The organism is Xanthomonas sp. JAI131, from assembly GCF_013410075.1.
Classification (GTDB): domain Bacteria; phylum Pseudomonadota; class Gammaproteobacteria; order Xanthomonadales; family Xanthomonadaceae; genus Xanthomonas_A; species Xanthomonas_A bonasiae.
Genome location: NZ_JACCCN010000003.1, coordinates 42,878 through 60,512, shown reverse-complemented (window position 1 = coordinate 60,512; position 17,635 = coordinate 42,878). Strand labels below are relative to the sequence as shown.

Sequence of the window (17,635 nt, the reverse complement as noted above, 5' to 3'; positions counted from 1 at the left end):
GCCATCCTAACGCGCATGGCAGCGGCGCCGGCAACTCAGCGGCGGCCGACGGCGATCGTATCGGCGGTTTCCTGCTTGACCTGGAGCGCGGTGCCGTCGATGGCCTGGTGGATCGCCTGGCGGATGCTGATCCGGCCCTTCACCGCATTGACCTGCACCGGCGACAGCGACTGGTCGTCGTAGACGATGCCGCAACCGGTGGCATGCGCCAGCTGCTGTGCGGTTTCGTCGAAGCGTGCGGCCGGCATGTCGTAATCGTGGTCGGGCACGGCGTCGCACTTGCCTTGCGCCGCTGGAGGCGCAGATGCCGGCGCGGGTGCGGGCGTCGCGGCGGCTTGCGAGGGAGCGGAAGACGCTGCCATGTCGCACCCGGCGAGCAACGCAAGGCTGATGCAGGAGGTGCGCAACGCAGCGGACATGGCGGGATTTCCTGGTGCTGGGGACGACGCGTGAAGTCTAGGCGGCGTGCCTTAACCCAGGGTTGCATCCGGCTTGCGCACCGGCGCAGGCGCGTGCAGCCAGGCGCACCACAGCACGCCCACCAGCAGGCAGGCGATCGCCAGGGTTTCCAGCGCGGTGGGCCAGCGCGCCTCCCACAGGAAACCGTAGAGCAGCGCGAAGACGGTTTCGAACACGATCATCTGCCCGACCAGGGTCAGCGGCAGCAGCCGGCTGGCGTGATTCCAGCAGGCATTGCCGATCACCGAGGCGAACACGCCCAGCACGATCGCCACGCCCCAGAACCGCGCCCAGTCCGCCGCCGCATGGCCGTGGCCGAACGCGAACGCGGGGATCGCCAGGGTCAGCGCCAATGCGCCGGTGACCACGCCGGTCAGCATCGACCAGTCGCGCCCGGAGATCTCGGGCCGGCGCGCGAGCCAGCCGGCGTTCTTGACCGAATACGCCGCCCAGCACGCCAGCGCGCCGACCGCGCACGCCAGCCCGGCCGCGCGCGTGCCCACGCTGGTCTGCGCCGGGTGCGCGGCGTCGAGCGTCTGTGCCGCGACCAGCGCCACGCCGAGCACGCACAGCGCGCATGGCGCGGCCAGCCGGCGCAACCGCATCGCGCCGGCCGCGCGCGAACCGAGCACGGTGACCACCGCCGGCAGCAGGCCGATGATCAGGGCCGTGGCCGCGCCGCCGGCCCATTGCACCGCGCTGCCCAGCAACACGTAGTAGACGATGTTGCCGAGCAGGCTCAGCCGCAGCAGCGCCCACCATTCCGGCGCCCCGAGCGCCGCGGTGGCGGCGCGCCAGCGCGGCGCGAGCAGCAGCGCGGCGACCGCGCCGTAGGCCAGGTAGCGCGATACCGACAGCTGCAGCGGCGAGAACCCGGCCAGCAATTGCGGCGCCAGGAACACCAGTCCCCACAACGCGCCGGCCGCCACGCCGCTGCCCACTCCCGCCCACAAACGCTTGCGCATGCCGTGTCCTGTTGCTTCGTTGCGTAGTGCGCCAGCATGGCTTGCGCGTGCCGCCCCGGCTTGTCCCAGGCTACTGGTCCGGCGCCACGGTGGCCGCCCGATGGCGTCGGCGATAGGCGGCAGGGGTGTGCCCGGTCTGGCGCCGCAGCGCGCGGGTCAGCGCGCTCTGGTCGGCATAGCCGCTGTCCAGCGCCAGTTGCGCGATCGGGCGCTCGCCGTACGCCAGTTGCCGCCGCACCCAGTCCAGCCGCCGCGCCGACAGCCATGCCTGCGGCGTGCGCCCCAGCGCTTCGCGGAACAGCGCATGCAGGCGGCTCACGCTCAGGTGCGCGGCCTGCGCCATGCGCTCCACCGGCCACGGCTGGCCCGGGGCGTGCTCGATGCGCAGGCACAGTTCCTGCAGCCGCGCCCATGCGCGGCGCTGCGTGCGCAGCTGGCGCAGCGCCAGGGCTGCGCAGGCCGCAGCGCCGGTGCCGGTGCCGTGCTGCACGGGGTCGAGCGAGGCCAGCAGGCGTTGCAGTTGCGGCGTCAGGTCCAGGAAGGGCGCGCGCTGCAGGCGTTCGAGTGCGTGGTCGTCGAACCCGGCCGCATCGCAGTCCAGCACCAGGAAGCGGTTGTCGCCTTGTGCCGACTGCGCGTGCGAGGTGTGCGGTGCGACGACGGCCGCGCGGAACGCATCCAGGCGGCTGCCGCGTCCGCCCACCTCGATTTCCAGTTCGCCCTGCAGCGGCAACACGATCTGCACGTGTGCGTGCTGGTGGGCATGGCCGTCGCGGCCGTAGCTGCGCAGGCTGAGGGTGGGGGCGGGCGACATGGACGCTACGCTAACGCGCCGGCAATGCCGTTGGAAAGCGCGACGCTGGCGACCGTTGCGCCGTTGCGCCGTTGCGCCGTGGCGGCACGGCATGCGCTCAGGCAGCGCATGCCGGAAACCGCGCCGGTGGCGCGGCGCGATCGGGTCAGGCTGCGCCCTGGCCACCGGTCCAGGTGTCGCGCAGGGTCACGCTGCGGTTGAACACCGGCGTGGCCGCGCTGTGGTCGTAGCGATCGGCGACGAAGTAGCCGCTGCGCTCGAACTGGAACGCCTGCTCCGGCGCGGCCTGTGCGGCGGCCGGCTCCACGTAGCCGCGCACGCTGCGCTTGGACGCCGGGTTCAGATGGTCGCGGTAGGTCTTGCCGTCGGATTCGTCGTCGGGCTTCTCCACCGAGAACAGGCGGTCGTACAGGCGGATCTCGGCCTCCAGCGCATGCGCGGCGCTGACCCAGTGGATGGTGCCCTTGACCTTGCGGTTGGCGCCTTCCATGCCGGGACGCGACTCCGGATCCAGCCAGCCGCGCAGCTCGACGATCTCGCCGGCATCGTTCTTGATCACCTCGTCGACGCGGGCGATGCCGGCGCCGCGCAGGCGCACTTCGCCGCCCGGCACCAGCCGCTTCCAGCCCTTGGGCGGGACTTCGGCGAAATCCTCGCGCTCGATCCACAGTTCGCGCGAGAACGGCACCTCGCGCGTGCCGAAGGATTCGTCCTTGGGATGGTTGGAGAAGCTCAGCGTCTCGCTGTGGCCTTCCGGCAGATTGCCCAGCACCAGCTTGAGCGGGTCGATCACCGCCATGCGTCGCGGCGCGGCGGCATCCAGGTCCTCGCGCAGGCAGCCTTCCAGCACCGAGAAGTCGATCACCGAGTTCTGCTTGCTGATGCCGACCCGGTCCACCAGCAGGCGCAGCGCCGCCGGCGTGTAGCCGCGCCGGCGCAGGCCCTGCAGGGTGTACATGCGCGGGTCGTCCCAGCCGTCGACCAACTGCTCGGCCACCAGCTGGGTCAGCTTGCGCTTGCTCATCACCGTGTAGTTGATGTTCAGGCGCGAGAACTCGATCTGCCGCGGCTTGGCCGCCTCGCGCGGCAGGCCCTTGTCCAGCAGCGGCTGCAGCAGCTCGGGATGGCCGGCCAGGTCGACCTTGTCCACGCACCAGTCGTACAGCGGGCGGTGGTCTTCGAATTCCAGCGTGCACAGCGAGTGGGTGATGCCTTCCACCGCGTCGCCCAGCGAGTGCGCGAAGTCGTACATGGGGTAGATCGGCCAGGCGTTGCCGGTGTTCTGGTGCTCGACGTGCTTGATCCGGTACAGCGCCGGGTCGCGCAGGTTGATGTTGCCGCTGGCCATGTCGATCTTCGCGCGCAGGGTGCGCGCGCCGTCGGGGAACTCGCCGGCGCGCATGCGCCGGAACAGGTCCAGGTTCTCCTCGACGCTGCGCTCGCGGTAGGGCGAATTGCGGCCAGGTTCGGTGAGCGTGCCGCGGTATTCGCGCACCTGCTCGGCGGAGAGGTCGCAGACGAAGGCGTGGCCGTCGCGGATCAGCTTCTCGGCAGCCAGGTAGTACACCTCGAAATAGTCCGAAGCGTGGCGCAACTCGGCCCAGTCGAAGCCCAGCCAGCGCACGTCGTCCTGGATCGCGGCGACGAACTCGGGGTCTTCCTTGGCCGGATTGGTGTCGTCGAAGCGCAGGTTGCAGCGCCCGGCGAACTCGGCGGCGATGCCGAAATCCAGGCAGATCGCCTTGGCGTGGCCGATGTGCAGGTAGCCGTTGGGCTCGGGCGGGAAGCGGGTGCGGATGGCCGCGTGCTTGCCGCTGGCCAGGTCCTCGCGGACGATCTGGCGGATGAAGTCTTTCTTCTCGGCCGGGGCGGTGGCGTCGGTGGCGGGGGTCTCGGACATGCGCGCTTCAGCAGAAAGTAAAGCGCAAGTTTAGCCGAGCTGGCCGCTGGCCGCCCCGCCGCGTACGCTGCGGGTCCGTCCATCCCCGAGATCGCGCCATGCCGCTCCCCCGTCTGGTCATCGGCGACAAGAACCTGTCCTCGTGGTCGCTGCGGCCGTGGCTGCTGCTGCGGCACTTCGCGGTGCCGTTCGAGGAAGTGCCGCTGCCGCTGGACACGCCCGAGTTCGCCGCGCGCATCGGCGCCTACTCGCCGACCGGGCGGGTGCCGGCGCTGTGGGACGGCGAGTTGCAGATCTGGGATTCGCTGGCGATCTGCGAGTACGCCAACGAGCGCTGGCTGGGCGGCCGCGGCTGGCCGGCGGCGCTGGAGGTGCGCGCGCAGGCGCGGGCGGCGGCCTGCGAGATGCATTCCGGGTTCCTGGCGCTGCGCCGGCAGCTGCCGATGCAGGCCTGCCGCCAGCCCGACGGCGAGCACTGGGACGCCGAGGCGCGGGCCGATATCGCGCGCATCGTGCAGCTGTGGGCGATGCTGCGCGAGACCCACGGCGGCGGCGGGGCGTTCCTGTGCGGCGACTTCGGCATCGTCGATGCGATGTTTGCGCCGGTGGCGGTGCGTTTCGCCGGCTACGGGGTGGCGGTGCCGGCGCAGGCCGCGCAGTACATGGCGGCGCTGGAGGCCTTGCCGGCGATGCGCGAATGGCGCGCCGGCGCGGCCGCCGAAGTCGCCGTGCGCGGCTGAGGGCGGGCCATGCAGATCGCCTATCGTGCCCAGCACCTGATCGATGCGCACCTGGCCAAGCACGCGCTGGAGGATGCCGGCATCACCGCGTTCGTGTTCGGCGAGGCGCTGCTCGGCGGCGCCGGCGAACTGCCGTTCGGCGTGGTGCAGGTCTGCGTGGCCGACGAACTGCTGGAGAAGGCGCAGGAAGTGCTCACGGCACTGGGCCTGGGCGGCCAGGTCACGCGGGCGATGTAGGTTTGGGGCCGGGATTGGGGATTCGGGATTGGGGATTCGCAAGAGCCGCAGGCCCGCTTTTTCGAATCCCCAATCCCGAATCCCCAATCCCGGCCCTCAATCGGCGCGCCAGCCTGGCGGTGCGGCTTCCGGATCGGCCAGGGCGCGCAGGCGCTTGAACAGCACGGTGGTCTCGGCCACGTTCCAGACCCGCAGCGCGACTTCGAAGGTGTCCAGCGGCTTGGTCAGGAAGTCCTTGGCGCCCAGGCCGAGCGCGCGGTGGCGCGCGCTGCGGCTGGGGTCGGCGGTGAGCACGATCACCGGCAGGAAGCTGGACGCGCCGGCCAGCCGCGACAGCTGTTCCAGGATCGCGTAGCCGTCCAGCTCCGGCATCATCAGGTCGAGCAGGATCAGGTCCGGCGCGAACGCCGAGACCAGGCCCAGCACGCGTTGCGGATCGGTGGTCGCCACCACCTGCTGGAAGCCTTCGCGCTGCAGCAGGTCTTCGAGCAGGCGGACGTTGGCCGGTTCGTCGTCGACGATCAGGATGCGCGAGGCGAGGACATCGTTGCGGGTCATGCGAGGTGTCGGTCCAGAACGGTGAAGAATTCGGCCACGTCCAGCGGCTTGGTCAGGTAGGCGCGCACGTTGTCGCCCTGCACCCGCGCCAGCGTGGCGGGCGTCGCGTCGGCGCTGACCACCACCACCGGGATCGCCGCGGTGTGCGGCTGCGCGCGCAGTTGCCGCAGCAGGTCCTCGCCGTTGCCGTCGCTCAGGTGCAGGTCGAGCAGGATCAGGTCGGGGCGGGCCTGTTGCAACTGCGCGCGCGCCTGCGCCAGCGTCGCCGCCTCGTGCAGGCGCCAGTGCGGTCGGCGCTCGGCCAGGGTGCGGATCAGTGCCTGGTTGGAGGGATTGTCCTCGACGCTGAGCACGCTGCGCTGGCCATCGCCGGCCGCGGTCGCGGCGATCGCCGGGTGCGGTGCCGGCGCGTCGGCGGGCCGGTCCAGCGGCAGCGCGATCCAGAACCGCGAACCCTCCGGGCTGCTTTCCACCACGATGCGCCCGCCCATCGCTTCGGTCAGGCGCTTGCTCAACGCCAGGCCCAGGCCGGTGCCTTCGATCGCCGAGCGCTCCGCGCCGAGCCGCTCGAACGGGGTGAACAGGCGCTGCACCTGCTCGGCCGACAGGCCGTGGCCCTGGTCGTGCACGGCGATGCACAGGAACTCGCCCTGCTGCTCGGCGCTCACCCGCACCGCGCCGCCGGGGCGGTTGAACTTGATCGCGTTCGACAGCAGGTTGATCAGCACCTGGCGCAGGCGCTGCGGATCGGCGCGCACGGTCCGGGCGGGCGGGACCTGCAGCGGCTGCAGGGCGATGCCGCGGGTCTTCGCCTCGGGCGCGACCAGGCCCAGCGCTTCCTCGATCGCCGCGCGCACCGGGACCGGCTGCGGGCTCAGATCGAGCTGGTCGGCCTCGATGCGGGCGATGTCCAGCAGCTCGGTGATCAGCCCGAGCAGGTGCCGCCCGGCGCCGAGGATGTGCTGCAGCTGGCCGCGCTGCGCGGCGCCGGGCAGGTCCATCTCCAGCACCTGCGCATAGCCGAGGATGGCGTTGAGCGGGGTGCGCAGCTCGTGGCTGCTGCGCGACAGGAACTCGGTCTTGGCGCGGTTGGCCGCCTCGGCCTCGCGCCGCGCCGACTGCGCTTCGGCGGCGCGTGCGGCGAGCAGGGTGCTGGCCTGGTCCAGGCGTTGCGCGACCTGGCCCAGTTCGTCGCCGGTGCGCAGTTGCGGCGCCAGCGGCAGGCCTTCGCCCAGGCGGTCGGCATTGGCGGAGAGCACGCGCAGCCGCCGCGACAGCGAGGAAGCGAACCAGGCCACCGCGAACACCGCGCCGAGTCCGCCGAGCATCGCCGCGCACAGGGTGATCAGCAGGTTGCGCTGGCGCAGCGCCTGCGCCTTGGCGGTGCGGACCTGCAACTGCGCGGTCTCGTAGTTGCGCAGCTCGCGCAGTTCGGCGCGCAGGATGTCGAGCTTGACCTTGCCTTCGCTGAGCTGGCGGATCTCTTCCTCGCGGCTCAGGTCCGGCGCCAGCAGCCGGCGCCAGCCCTGCATCTTCTCCGCGAACAGCGGCTGGATGCGCGCGAAGCGCTGCGCCTGCCGCGGATCGGTGATGCGCTGCGCCAGGCGCTGCACCACGGTCTGCAGGCGCGGCTCGGCGTCGCGGTACGGGGTCAGGAACGCGTCCTGCCGCACCAGCCGGTAGCCGCGCACGCCGGCCGCGGTCTCGGCCAGCAGCGCGTGCGCCTCGTACAGGTCGCTGAGCACTTCCAGGGTCTGGCGCACGTCGTTCTCGGCGGCGATGTTCTGCCGTTCCACGCTGTAGATCGCCACCAATGCCGCCAGCAGCAGCAACAGCGGCAGCGCGACCACCGCCAGGCTCTTGCGGGTCAGCGGCCAGTCGTTCCAGCGCAGCGTGGCCGCGCTCACAGCGCCATCCCCGCCTGCACCGCATACACCGCCGCCTGGGTGCGATCGGACACCTGCAGCTTCTGCAGGATGCGCTCCACGTGGACCTTGGCGGTGCCGGCGGAAATGCCCAGTTCCGCGCCCAGCCCGGCATTGGTCAGGCCGCGCGGCAGCAGCGCCAGCACCTGCCGTTCGCGCGCGCTGAGCGCGCCGAGCCGGTCCGGTTGCGCCGGCTTGCGGCGCCGCGGCGCGCGCGCCGGTTCGGCCACCGCCGGCGCCAGCAGCGCGGCGATGGTCGCGATCGCCTGCACGTCGCCCGGTGCCGGCGCCATGCGCGCGTTCCAGCCCAGGCATAGCGTGCCCAGCGTGGCGCCCAGCGCGGCGATCGGCACGCACAGCTCGGCCGCGTCGCCCGCGCGCGCGGCCAGGCGCCAGGACAGGGCAGGGCCATCGGTGGCGACGCTGGCGCCGGGCGGCAGCGCGTCGCCATGGCTGGCCAGCACCAGGCTGCGGCTACCGCGCAGCGCCAGCACCGCGGCGTGCGGCGCATCCAGCAGCTCGCGCGCCAGACGCAGCGCTTCCGCTCCGGCCTGCTCGGCGCCCGCGGCGCGAGTCACCGCGTCGGCGGCGTCGGCCACCGCCTGCCAGCGCGCGCTGTCGGCCGCTTCGCGGCGCAGCGCCTGCCGCCACTGGCCCGCATTGAGAGGGGGTTGCATGACGCTCTCCACTATGCCGATCGGCATATTCGAGGATATGCCGCCCAGCGGATTTTGCGCAAGCCACCGCTGCCAATACTGGCTTCGCCCCGAGACGGCATTCCCTCATCCACAGCGGAGATCCACCATGCGTCGCATCCTGTTCACCCTGGTCCTGAGCCTGTCCGCCACCGCCGCGCTGGCAGCCCCGGCGATGCACTACGACGCCCGGCCGTCGCTGCCGGCGGCGGGCGAGGAGCGCGAGATCGCCGGCCTGTTCGACCGCTGGAACGCGGCGCTGGCCACCGGCAACGCCGACCGCGTCGCCGACCTGTATGCCCGCGACGGCGTGCTGCTGCCGACCGTGTCCAACCAGGTCCGCGCCAGCCGCGCCGAGATCAAGGACTACTTCGACCACTTCCTGGCGGCCAAGCCGCGCGGCGTCATCAACTACCGCCAGGTGCGGCTGCTCGACGACGACAGCGCGGTCGATGCCGGCGTCTACACCTTCACCCTGACCAATCCGGACGGCAGCACCCGCCAGGTGCAGGCGCGCTACACCTTCGTCTACGAGAAGCGCGACGGCCGCTGGCTGATCATCAACCACCACAGCTCGGCGATGCCGGAACTGGCGGACGGCGGCAGCAGGACCGCGGCGCACTGACCTGGCGGACGCGTGGCGTGGGCCCGTGGCGGCCCACCGCCACGGAAGGGCGCCGCACGCACCTTGAAAGCCGGTGCCGGCAGCGCCATCCAGGAGGCATCCCTTTCGATGCCAGGAGTCCGCGCCATGTTGGGAATCGGTGCCTTCAAGCAGCGCCTGCCGCGCCCGGGCGAAAGCCTGCCCGGCCGCGCGGAGCCGCTGCCGCTGCACAACCGCCACTTCGTCAATGGCCACCCGCTGCTCGACGCGTTCGCCGGCCTGCAACAGGTGCAGTTCGGCCTGGGCTGCTTCTGGGGCGCCGAGCGCAAGTTCTGGTCGCTGCCGGGTGTGTTCAGCACCGCGGTCGGCTACGCCGGCGGGCAGACGCCCAACGCCACCTACCGGGAAGTGTGCTCCGGCCAGACCGGCCACACCGAGGCGGTGCTGGTGGTGTTCGACCCGCAGGCGCTGCGCTTCGAGCAGTTGCTGCAGACTTTCTGGGAGAGCCACGATCCGACCCAGGGCATGCGCCAGGGCAACGACACCGGCACCCAGTACCGCTCGGCGATCTACTGCAGCACGCAGGCGCAGTACGACGCGGCCATCGCCAGCCGCGACGCCTATCAGCAGCGCCTGCGCGCGGCCGGCTACGGCGAGATCACCACCGAGATCCTGTTCCCGGCGCCGCCGTTCTACTACGCCGAGGACGAGCACCAGCAATACCTGGCAAAGAACCCGGGCGGTTACTGCGGATTGGGCGGTACGGGGGTCAGCTGCTCGCTCGGCCTGGAGGCCTGAACCGGCCGCGCAGCGCCCACGCGCTGCGCGGTCGTCGCGTGAGCCGGGTCCAGGCCGGCGCGCGCTGCGTCACACGAACTCGGCAGCGAACATCTGCCGCATCTGCGCGATCTGTTCTTCGCGCTCGGGATGCAGTTGGCGCAGACACTCCAGCGCGAAAGTGACCGGGCTGGTGCCGGGTGCGGTGATCAGCCCGCCCGCATTGACCGCTTTCTGCTCGAGGTAGTGCGCGGTGCCGGCATAGACGCCCACGTGCTCGCGCAGGAACGCCTCGGAACTGCTGGTATGCGCCCGCGTATCCAGCAGTCCGGCATAGGCCGGCGCGATGGTGGCGCCGCAGATCGCCGCGACCGCGCGGCCGGCGTCGATGCGTTGCTGCAGCAAGCCGCTGAGTCCGGGAATCTCGCCGGCCTGCCAGCGATCGCTACCCGGCAGCAGCCATAGATCTGCCTCCAGCGGCGCCAGGTCCGACAACGCGTACTCCGGATGCAGGTTCAGTCCGCCGATCGAGGTGACCGGTTTGCCGTCGATGCTGGCGACCCGGATCTCGTCGCCGAACCAGGCCCGCGCCGCCGGCAGGACGGTGCCGATCTCCCAGTCCGCCACGCCATCGACCATCACTACCGCGATCGTTGCCATTGCCGTCCCTCCGCTGTGAGGTAGGCAGCATAGCGAGCGGAGAGTTGCGGCGGCGCCAACGCTATGCCGCACGACCGCTGTCACGCGTGCATCGGGTCTGTGCGTGTCCTTGGCGTCAGACCGTGTTGCCGCATCCACGCTGTGTGCAGCGGGCTATCGCGCCTCAACTACGATGGAGTCCGCAGCGAATCGGGAATCGAACGCAAAGCGGAGACCCGCTTCGCCCATTCCCCATTCCCGTTTTCCCATTCCCCGCGAAAAAAGAGCGGCGTTGCCGCCGCTCCTAGGTCGTGCCGTTGCAGGCTGCGCTCAGGCCGCCAGCTTCTGCCGGATCGTGTCGCGCAGCGCCTGCAGGTCCTTGGCGAAGGTGTCGATGCCGCTGGCCAGCTTCTCGGTCGCCATCGGATCGGCGGCCAGGTCGGTGGCGAACTGCCTGGCATCGATCGGTGCGATCTGCGCGCCGTCGGCCTGGCCGGGCGACAGCTTGCGCGGCAGCTCGCCATGGTCGGCGTCGAGCTTTTCCAGCAGCTCCGGCGAGATGGTCAGGCGGTCGCAGCCGGCCAGCGCCTCGATCTGCGCGGTGGAACGGAACGAGGCGCCCATCACCACGGTCTGCGAGCCGCGGCGCTTGAACTCGGCATATACGCCGCGCACGAACTGCACGCCCGGGTCGTCGTCGATGCTGGCCGGGGTCTGCCCGTTGGCCACGTACCAGTCCAGGATGCGACCGACGAACGGCGAGATCAGGAACACGCCGGCCTCGGCGCAGGCCAGTGCCTGGGTGCGGTTGAAGATCAGCGTCAGGTTGCAGTCGATGCCGTCCTTCTGCAGCTGGCGCGCGGCCTCGATGCCTTCCCAGGTCGCGGCGACCTTGATCAGGATCTTGTCCTTGGGCACGCCGCGTTCGGCGTACATGGCGATGAACTTGTGCGCCTTGGCGATGGTCGCGGCGGTGTCGTGGGCCAGGTCGGCGTCCACCTCGGTGGACACCCGCCCGGGCACCAGCGCGCTGAGCTTGCTGCCCACGCCGATGGTCAGGCGGTCGGCGATCTCGTCGACCAGGGCGGCGTGGTCGCCGTCCTGGCTGCGCGCCCAGGCGAGCGCCTCGTCGATCAGCTCGGCGTAGACCGGCAAATCCAGGGCTTTCTTCACCAGGGTCGGGTTGGTGGTGCAGTCGACCGGCTTGAGCCGCTTGATCGCATCGTAGTCGCCGGTATCGGCCACGACCACGGACAACTCGCGCAGCTGGGCCAGTTTGGAAGGAGCGGAAGACATCATCGGTATCTCTCGGACGGATGAAATGGAGGATAAACCCGCGCACGTTAACCCGCCGCAGGCGCGAAGTCGCTTGCGGCCTGCACCGCGAGCACGCGCAGCCGCAGCGCACGGCCGCCGGGGCCCTGCCAGTCGATCGACTGGCCCACGGCCAGGCCGAGCAGGGCGCTGCCGACCGGCGCCAGCACCGAGATGCGGCCTTGCGCGGCATCGGCTTCGTGCGGATAGACCAGGGTCAGTTGGTGGCGTTCGCCGTGCAGTTCGTCTTCGCATTCCACGCGCGAGTGCATGGCGACGATGCCGGCGGGAATCTGTTCGGGCGGCACCACCGTGGCGCGGCCGAGTTCTGCGCCCAGCGCGAGCGCGGCCGGGTGCTGCTGCAATGCGGGGGATTCGAGCAAGGCCTCCAGACGGGCCAGGTCGTGGCTGGACAAGATCAGTGAAGGGGGCAGGCCGCTTTGCGGTTGAGAGGACATGGCAAACTCCTTGGGTCATGAAAAAGGCGGCGCTGCGAGGCGCCGCCCGGATGGCGCTGGCTGCCGCGTGGCATCGGCCGCAGGGCCGATGGCCGCGCTCAGACAGCAGTAACGTGCGGTTGCGTGGGCAGCAGTTGCTCCAGCAACGCCAGCAGCAGCGGGCCGTCGAACAGGGCGGTGTAGCTGACGCTGACCTTGCTGCCGCCGCGCAACTGGAACTGCAGGCGCGAGGTCCACGCCGACACGTCCATGCCGACGATGTCGTCGATGCGGACCTCGTTGCCGGCGAAGGCGATGCGCTCGCGGCTCAGCTGCACCGTTTCGAGCGGACCGCGGGTGAAGCCCTTCATGTTGACCGCGAATTCGCGGCGGATCGCGCCGGCGGTGGTGACCATGCGGAAACTCAGCGTCTGCCCGGCATCGAGTTTGGCCATCAGCACCGGCACGCGCGCCTGCAGGTAGCCGTGCATGAAGCGGTCGAGGAACTTGTAGTAGCCGCCGATGTTGCCGTTGGCGGCCTGCCACTGTTCCTGGCCTTCGCGCCGCCAGCCCAGGTTGACCGACAGGCCGGCACGGTAGAACTGGCAGGTCTCGACGATGTCGCGATAGAGATAGGTGCCGTCGCTGTGCTCGGGGAACTGGCGCACGCCCAGCTCGCCCTGTTCCCAGCCGCCGCGACGGATCGCCCAGCCCAGCAGGAGGGTCAACACGCCGACCACGGCCAGGCCGAGCATGATCCATTGCAGCGTCTGCGCCGCTTCCGGCGCGACCTTGTCGCGCACCGCGAACAGCAGCACGCCGCAGGCCAGCAACGCCACGCCGAACAGCATGACCAGGATCGACAGCGTCGCATTGTTGCGATGGCGGCCGAGCACGGTTCCAATAGACGTCATCCGCATTCCTCTACACAGGTAATCGCGGGATTGTCGCACCGTCGGCCGTAAACCGGGCGTTAGCGTCGCCCGCGCGCCTTGCGCCAATGGCGCGGTGCCGTGCTCAGAGCGTCGCGGCGCGGGGCAGCGCGGCGGCCGTCGGGGCGAGCGCCGAAGGTGCGGCCTTGGCCGACAGCAGCGCCTCGGGCAGCGCCTTGAACAGTTGCGCCAACTGCTCCAGGAAATCGCTCATCGCCGAGCTGCGGCGCCACAGCATCGCGATGCGCCGGCTCGGGCCGGAGGCATCGTCGAAGCGCAGCAGGTGGATATTGGACGAGTTGGTCACCGGCGGCTGCACCGCCAGCAAGGGCAGCAGGGTCACGCCGACATTGGCGGCCACCATCTGCCGCAGCGTTTCCAGGCTGGTGGCCTGGAATTCGGCCTTTTCCAGCGCACCGGACAGGTGACAGACGTCCAAGGCCTGCTCGCGCAGGCAATGGCCGTCCTCCAGCAGCAGCAGTCGTTGCTGGTGCAGTTCGCTCAGGCTCAACGAATCGCGCTTGGCCAGCGGATGGCTATCCGGCACCGCCAGCACGAACGGTTCCTCGAACAGGAATTCGGTATGCAGTTGGTCGTCGTGCAGCGGCAGCGCGAGCAGCGCCGCATCCAGCCGGCCTTCGCGCAATCGGGTCAGCAGCACGTCGCTCTTTTCCTCGATCAGCAGCAGTTCCAGTTGCGGGAAGCGCTCGCGGATGCCCGGGATCACGTGCGGCAGCAGGTACGGGCCCAGCGTCGGGAAGATGCCCAGGCGCACCGTGCCCGCTTCCGGGTCCTGGCTGCGCCGCGCCGCCTCCTTCATCTGCTCGATCTCGGCGACGATGCCGCGCGCGCGGCTGGCCGCCTCGCGCCCGGCCGGGGTCAGCATGACCTTGCGCGGCGCGCGCTCGACCAGCGGCACGCCCAGTTCGTCCTCGAGCTTCTTGATCTGCGTGGACAGCGTCGGCTGGCTGACGAAACAGGCCGCCGCGGCGCGCCCGAAATGCTTGTGATCGGCCAGCGCCACCAGGTATTTCAGATCACGCAGGTTCATCGGCAGGTTCCTTGGCGGTGCGTTCGGCGCGGCGTGGGGCCAGTCGCCCCCCGGGACAGCATAGGCCCCGCGCCGGGTCGCGGCGCGGGGCGGTCGCGCATCAGGCCGCTTCGGCGACCGCGCTGCTGACCGGCGCGCTGCTGCGGATCAGATGGTCGAACGCGCTCAGCGCCGCTTTGGAGCCTTCGCCCATGGCGATGATGATCTGCTTGTACGGCACCGTGGTGGCGTCGCCGGCGGCGAACACGCCGGGCAGCGAGGTCTGGCCGCGGTCGTCGACGACGATCTCGCCGCGCGGCGACAGCGCCACTGTGCCCTGCAGCCATTCGGTGTTGGGCAGCAGGCCGATCTGCACGAAGATGCCTTCCAGCGCCACGCGGTGGACGTCGCCGCCGACGCGGTCCTTGTAGACCAGTCCGGTGACCTTGCTGCCGTCGCCCAGCACCTCGGTGCTCTGCGCGTTGACGAGGATGTCCACGTTGCCCAGGCTGCGCAGCTTGCGCTGCAGGACTTCGTCGGCGCGCAGCTTGGCGTCGAACTCGACCAGGGTGACGTGGCTGACGATGCCGGCCAGGTCGATCGCCGCCTCCACGCCGGAGTTGCCGCCGCCGATCACCGCCACGCGCTTGCCCTTGAACAGCGGGCCGTCGCAGTGCGGGCAATAGGCCACGCCCTTGTTGCGGTACTGGTCCTCGCCGGGCACGTTCATCTGCCGCCAGCGCGCGCCGGTGGACAGGATCACGCTGCGGCTCTTCAGCGACGCGCCGTTGGCCAGCCTGATCTCGACCAGGCCGTCGGCGCCGGCCGAAATCAGCTGCTCGGCGCGCTGCAGGTTCATGATGTCCACGTCGTACTGGCGCACGTGCTGCTCCAGCGCCGCGGCCATCTTCGGGCCTTCGGTCTCCTGCACCGAAATGAAGTTCTCGATCGCCATGGTGTCCAGCACCTGGCCGCCGAAGCGCTCGGCCGCCACGCCGGTGCGGATGCCCTTGCGCGCCGCATAGATCGCCGCCGCCGCGCCGGCCGGGCCGCCGCCGATCACCAGCACGTCGAACGGCGCCTTGGCCGCGATGTTGGCCGCGTCGCGCTTGGCCGCGCCGGTATCGAGCTTGGCCACGATCTGCTCCAGGCTCATGCGGCCCTGGTCGAACACTTCGCCGTTGAGGTACACGGTGGGCACCGACATGATCTGCCGCGCCTCCACCTCGTCCTGGAACAGCGCGCCGTCGATCGCCACGTGCTTGATGTTCGGGTTCAGCACCGCGGCCAGGTTCAGCGCCTGCACCACGTCCGGGCAGTTCTGGCAGGACAGCGAGAAATAGGTCTCGAACACGTACTCGCCGGGCAGGTTGCGCACCTGCTCGATGACCTCGGCGGTGGCCTTGGACGGATGCCCGCCGACCTGCAGCAGCGCCAGCACCAGCGAGGTGAACTCGTGGCCCAGCGGCAGCCCGGCGAAGCGCAGGTGGATGTCGTGGCCGGGGCTGCCCAGCGCGAACGACGGGGTGCGCTCGGCGCTGTCGCGGTGCACGTCCAGGCTGATCTGGTCCGACAGCAGCACCAGGTCCTCGAGCAGGTCGAGCATCTCGCGCGACTTGGCGCCGTCGTCCACCGACGCGGTGATGTGGATGGGCCGAACGACCCGCTCCAGGTAAGCCTTCAACTGGGTTTTCAGATCGGCATCCAACATGGCGGACTCCTGACGATGGGCAAAGCGAGGGGAAGGCGTTGCTGCCGCGGGGGCAGAGCGCCGTAGAGAATTGGGAGGAGGGGTGAACCGCAGCCGGCGCGCGCTGCCGGTGGCTGGCGTGAGGCGGGCGTACCGACCGCGACGCGGGCTGCGGTTCACCCCCACCCCCGCCGAAACGGCGGAGATGGGAGTGGGGCGCGGCTTAGATCTTGCCGACCAGGTCCAGCGACGGCTTCAGGGTCTTTTCGCCTTCCTTCCACTTGGCCGGGCACACTTCGCCCGGATGCGAGGCGACGAACTGCGCGGCCTTGAGCTTGCGCAGGGTCTCGGTGACGTCGCGGGCGATCGCGTTGTCGTGGATTTCCAGCGTCTTGATCACGCCTTCCGGGTTGATCACGAAGGTGCCGCGCAGGGCCAGGCCTTCCTCGTCGATGTGCACGCCGAACGCGCGGGTCAGCTGATGGGTCGGGTCGCCGACCAGCGGGAACTGCGCCTTGCCGACGGCCGGCGAGGTCTCGTGCCACACCTTGTGCGAGAAATGGGTGTCGGTGGTGACGATGTAGACCTCGGCGCCGATCTTCTGGAACTCGGCGTAATTGTCGGCGGCGTCTTCCACTTCGGTGGGGCAGTTGAAGGTGAAGGCGGCCGGCATGAAGATCAGCACCGACCACTTGCCCTTCAGGTCCGCGTCGGTGACTTCGATGAATTCGCCGTTCTTGTAAGCGTTGGCCTTGAACGGCTGGACCTGGGTGTTGATCAGAGACATGGAGTTTCCTCGTGGTTGCGAAGGGGAACGGGGGATAGAACGAGGCTCATCATAGGAGGGGTCGATAGATATCTCAAATCGATTGATGGAATTGAATAGATAGGTTTTGCCTATTGCTGTTCAAGCCTGGCTCTTTGCTGCGCTGCGGTGGACGCACACCGTTCAATGGTTCTACCACGTTGGCTTTTCCAGGCCGCTGCGGCATCGTGACGCCGATGAACGCCCCCACCCCCGAGTCCCTGCTGCGCGCGGCCAGCGCGCGGATCGACCGCGCCGATGCCGAAGCCTTGCTGATCCACGCCCTGCAGCGCGACCGCGCCTGGCTGTTCGCGCACGCCCGCGATCCGTTGCCCACGGCGGCGGCGGAGCGCTTCGATGCCCTGCTGGCGCGGCGCGCGCAGGGCGAACCGGTGGCCTATCTGACCGGCCGTCGCGGCTTCTGGACCCTGGACCTGGCGGTCGGCCCGGCCACGCTGATCCCGCGCGCGGACACCGAGCGCCTGGTGGAACTGGCGCTGGAGCGGCTGGACACGGCGCCGGGCCGCCGCGCCGCCGACCTGGGCACCGGCAGCGGGGCGATCGCGCTGGCGCTGGCCAGCGAACGGCCGCAGGCGCAGGTGCTGGCCACCGACCTGAGCGACGCGGCGCTGGCGGTGGCGCAAGCCAATGCGCGCACGCACGGCCTGCACAACGTCCGTTTCGCCCACGGTCCCTGGCTGGCGCCGCTGGCCCGTCAGCGCTTCGACCTGATCGCCAGCAACCCACCCTACATCGCCGCCGGCGACCCGCACCTGGCGCAGGGCGACCTGCGCTACGAACCGGCCAGCGCACTGGCGTCCGGCGCCGACGGGCTGGACGACATTCGGCTGATCGTCGCCGGCGCATCGGCGCATCTGTTGCCGGGCGGCTGGCTGCTGCTGGAGCACGGCTGGGAGCAGGGCGAGGGCGTGCGCGCGCTGCTGGCGGATGCCGGCTTCGCTGCCGTGGCCACCTACCAGGATCTGGAAGCGCGCGACCGGGTCAGCCTGGGATGTTGGCCGGCTGGCTGAGGCGCGCGCCGCCAACCATGTCTGCGCCGGAAGCCGGCGTGAGCGAACGGCGACGGCGCACGCCGCAGGGCCACGCCATCCGC

General features: G+C 70.4%; 19 protein-coding genes. 5 read left to right on the top strand and 14 right to left on the bottom strand.

Annotated elements, in window-relative coordinates; genetic code table 11:
• Positions 1-35 precede the first annotated feature (35 nt).
• From HDC36_RS23500 to HDC36_RS13310, 4 genes are all read right to left on the bottom strand, one after another.
• Positions 36-269, bottom strand: a complete 234-nt coding sequence (locus HDC36_RS23500; protein WP_338123743.1) for an STN domain-containing protein — start codon at positions 267-269, stop codon at positions 36-38.
• Between the two features lie 201 nt (positions 270-470).
• Positions 471-1,424 (bottom strand): DMT family transporter, encoded by a 954-nt coding sequence (locus HDC36_RS13320; RefSeq protein WP_179568223.1) that lies wholly within the window; start codon positions 1,422-1,424, stop codon positions 471-473.
• Positions 1,425-1,494: 70 nt separating this feature from the next.
• The gene (locus HDC36_RS13315) at positions 1,495-2,238 is read right to left on the bottom strand and encodes an AraC family transcriptional regulator (RefSeq protein WP_179568221.1); all 744 of its coding nucleotides are present in this window, start codon (positions 2,236-2,238) and stop codon (positions 1,495-1,497) included.
• 145 nt (positions 2,239-2,383) lie between these two features.
• Positions 2,384-4,138, bottom strand: coding sequence for a glutamine--tRNA ligase/YqeY domain fusion protein (locus HDC36_RS13310; protein WP_179568219.1), 1,755 nt, complete (start codon positions 4,136-4,138; stop codon positions 2,384-2,386).
• A 98-nt stretch (positions 4,139-4,236) separates the two neighbouring features.
• Here HDC36_RS13310 and HDC36_RS13305 point away from each other — a divergent pair, with 98 nt between their 5' ends.
• Both HDC36_RS13305 and HDC36_RS13300 read left to right on the top strand, forming a co-directional pair.
• Positions 4,237-4,878 (top strand): glutathione S-transferase family protein, encoded by a 642-nt coding sequence (locus HDC36_RS13305; RefSeq protein WP_179568217.1) that lies wholly within the window; start codon positions 4,237-4,239, stop codon positions 4,876-4,878.
• Between the two features lie 9 nt (positions 4,879-4,887).
• Entirely contained in the window at positions 4,888-5,115 is a 228-nt protein-coding gene (locus HDC36_RS13300; RefSeq protein WP_010340670.1) for a DUF2007 domain-containing protein, read from the top strand.
• Between the two features lie 96 nt (positions 5,116-5,211).
• Here the strand turns inward: HDC36_RS13300 and HDC36_RS13295 are convergent, their stop codons facing one another.
• From HDC36_RS13295 to HDC36_RS13285, 3 genes are read right to left on the bottom strand one after another with little or no spacing between them, the layout of a single operon-like run.
• Positions 5,212-5,673 carry a response regulator gene (locus tag HDC36_RS13295; protein ID WP_179568215.1) on the bottom strand — a complete coding sequence of 154 codons (462 nt, stop codon included), beginning with the start codon at positions 5,671-5,673 and terminating at the stop codon, positions 5,212-5,214.
• Positions 5,670-7,580, bottom strand: coding sequence for an ATP-binding protein (locus tag HDC36_RS13290; protein WP_179568213.1), 1,911 nt, complete (start codon positions 7,578-7,580; stop codon positions 5,670-5,672). Before HDC36_RS13290 ends, HDC36_RS13295 begins: the two co-directional genes overlap by 4 nt.
• A complete protein-coding gene (locus HDC36_RS13285) occupies positions 7,577-8,275 on the bottom strand; it encodes a LuxR C-terminal-related transcriptional regulator (protein WP_179568211.1) in 699 nt (232 codons plus the stop codon). Before HDC36_RS13285 ends, HDC36_RS13290 begins: the two co-directional genes overlap by 4 nt.
• Before the next feature lie 127 nt (positions 8,276-8,402).
• Between HDC36_RS13285 and HDC36_RS13280 the strand changes: the two genes are divergently transcribed.
• Together HDC36_RS13280 and msrA are read left to right on the top strand one after the other, a co-directional pair.
• Positions 8,403-8,918: an SgcJ/EcaC family oxidoreductase gene (locus HDC36_RS13280; protein WP_179568209.1), complete on the top strand. Its 516-nt coding sequence runs from the start codon at positions 8,403-8,405 to the stop codon at positions 8,916-8,918.
• Positions 8,919-9,044: 126 nt separating this feature from the next.
• A complete protein-coding gene (gene msrA / locus HDC36_RS13275; protein WP_179568200.1) occupies positions 9,045-9,695 on the top strand; it encodes a peptide-methionine (S)-S-oxide reductase MsrA in 651 nt (216 codons plus the stop codon).
• Between the two features lie 69 nt (positions 9,696-9,764).
• Here the strand turns inward: msrA and HDC36_RS13270 are convergent, their stop codons facing one another.
• The 7 genes from HDC36_RS13270 to ahpC form a co-directional block, all read right to left on the bottom strand.
• Positions 9,765-10,334, bottom strand: coding sequence for a type 1 glutamine amidotransferase family protein (locus HDC36_RS13270; protein WP_179568198.1), 570 nt, complete (start codon positions 10,332-10,334; stop codon positions 9,765-9,767).
• 309 nt (positions 10,335-10,643) lie between these two features.
• Complete coding sequence (gene tal / locus HDC36_RS13265; RefSeq protein ID WP_179568196.1) at positions 10,644-11,609, bottom strand: transaldolase; 966 nt, start codon at positions 11,607-11,609, stop codon at positions 10,644-10,646.
• Between the two features lie 47 nt (positions 11,610-11,656).
• The gene (rnk, locus tag HDC36_RS13260) at positions 11,657-12,085 is read right to left on the bottom strand and encodes a nucleoside diphosphate kinase regulator (RefSeq protein ID WP_179568194.1); all 429 of its coding nucleotides are present in this window, start codon (positions 12,083-12,085) and stop codon (positions 11,657-11,659) included.
• Between the two features lie 98 nt (positions 12,086-12,183).
• Positions 12,184-12,978 carry a tetraspanin family protein gene (locus HDC36_RS13255; protein ID WP_179568192.1) on the bottom strand — a complete coding sequence of 265 codons (795 nt, stop codon included), beginning with the start codon at positions 12,976-12,978 and terminating at the stop codon, positions 12,184-12,186.
• A gap of 103 nt (positions 12,979-13,081) precedes the next feature.
• Positions 13,082-14,047 (bottom strand): LysR substrate-binding domain-containing protein, encoded by a 966-nt coding sequence (locus tag HDC36_RS13250; protein WP_179568190.1) that lies wholly within the window; start codon positions 14,045-14,047, stop codon positions 13,082-13,084.
• Positions 14,048-14,147: 100 nt separating this feature from the next.
• Entirely contained in the window at positions 14,148-15,737 is a 1,590-nt protein-coding gene (gene ahpF / locus HDC36_RS13245; RefSeq protein WP_179568188.1) for an alkyl hydroperoxide reductase subunit F, read from the bottom strand.
• A gap of 202 nt (positions 15,738-15,939) precedes the next feature.
• Positions 15,940-16,503 (bottom strand): alkyl hydroperoxide reductase subunit C, encoded by a 564-nt coding sequence (gene ahpC, locus HDC36_RS13240; protein WP_039007575.1) that lies wholly within the window; start codon positions 16,501-16,503, stop codon positions 15,940-15,942.
• Between the two features lie 215 nt (positions 16,504-16,718).
• On the opposite strand from ahpC, the gene prmC reads away from it, so the two are divergent.
• Positions 16,719-17,552 carry a peptide chain release factor N(5)-glutamine methyltransferase gene (gene prmC, locus HDC36_RS13235; protein ID WP_179568186.1) on the top strand — a complete coding sequence of 278 codons (834 nt, stop codon included), beginning with the start codon at positions 16,719-16,721 and terminating at the stop codon, positions 17,550-17,552.
• Positions 17,553-17,635: the final 83 nt, after the last annotated feature.

Bases quoted from the DNA above. Each gene is read 5' to 3' on its own strand.
- HDC36_RS13320 (WP_179568223.1), bottom strand. From the start codon at position 1,424: ATGCGCAAGCGTTTGTGGGCGGGAGTGGGCAGCGGCGTGGCGGCCGGC.
- HDC36_RS13315 (WP_179568221.1), bottom strand. From the start codon at position 2,238: ATGTCGCCCGCCCCCACCCTCAGCCTGCGCAGCTACGGCCGCGACGGC.
- HDC36_RS13310 (WP_179568219.1), bottom strand. From the start codon at position 4,138: ATGTCCGAGACCCCCGCCACCGACGCCACCGCCCCGGCCGAGAAGAAA.
- HDC36_RS13305 (WP_179568217.1), top strand. From the start codon at position 4,237: ATGCCGCTCCCCCGTCTGGTCATCGGCGACAAGAACCTGTCCTCGTGG.
- HDC36_RS13300 (WP_010340670.1), top strand. From the start codon at position 4,888: ATGCAGATCGCCTATCGTGCCCAGCACCTGATCGATGCGCACCTGGCC.
- HDC36_RS13295 (WP_179568215.1), bottom strand. From the start codon at position 5,673: ATGACCCGCAACGATGTCCTCGCCTCGCGCATCCTGATCGTCGACGAC.
- HDC36_RS13285 (WP_179568211.1), bottom strand. From the start codon at position 8,275: ATGCAACCCCCTCTCAATGCGGGCCAGTGGCGGCAGGCGCTGCGCCGC.
- HDC36_RS13280 (WP_179568209.1), top strand. From the start codon at position 8,403: ATGCGTCGCATCCTGTTCACCCTGGTCCTGAGCCTGTCCGCCACCGCC.
- msrA (WP_179568200.1), top strand. From the start codon at position 9,045: ATGTTGGGAATCGGTGCCTTCAAGCAGCGCCTGCCGCGCCCGGGCGAA.
- HDC36_RS13270 (WP_179568198.1), bottom strand. From the start codon at position 10,334: ATGGCAACGATCGCGGTAGTGATGGTCGATGGCGTGGCGGACTGGGAG.
- tal (WP_179568196.1), bottom strand. From the start codon at position 11,609: ATGTCTTCCGCTCCTTCCAAACTGGCCCAGCTGCGCGAGTTGTCCGTG.
- rnk (WP_179568194.1), bottom strand. From the start codon at position 12,085: ATGTCCTCTCAACCGCAAAGCGGCCTGCCCCCTTCACTGATCTTGTCC.
- HDC36_RS13255 (WP_179568192.1), bottom strand. From the start codon at position 12,978: ATGACGTCTATTGGAACCGTGCTCGGCCGCCATCGCAACAATGCGACG.
- HDC36_RS13250 (WP_179568190.1), bottom strand. From the start codon at position 14,047: ATGAACCTGCGTGATCTGAAATACCTGGTGGCGCTGGCCGATCACAAG.
- ahpF (WP_179568188.1), bottom strand. From the start codon at position 15,737: ATGTTGGATGCCGATCTGAAAACCCAGTTGAAGGCTTACCTGGAGCGG.
- ahpC (WP_039007575.1), bottom strand. From the start codon at position 16,503: ATGTCTCTGATCAACACCCAGGTCCAGCCGTTCAAGGCCAACGCTTAC.
- prmC (WP_179568186.1), top strand. From the start codon at position 16,719: ATGAACGCCCCCACCCCCGAGTCCCTGCTGCGCGCGGCCAGCGCGCGG.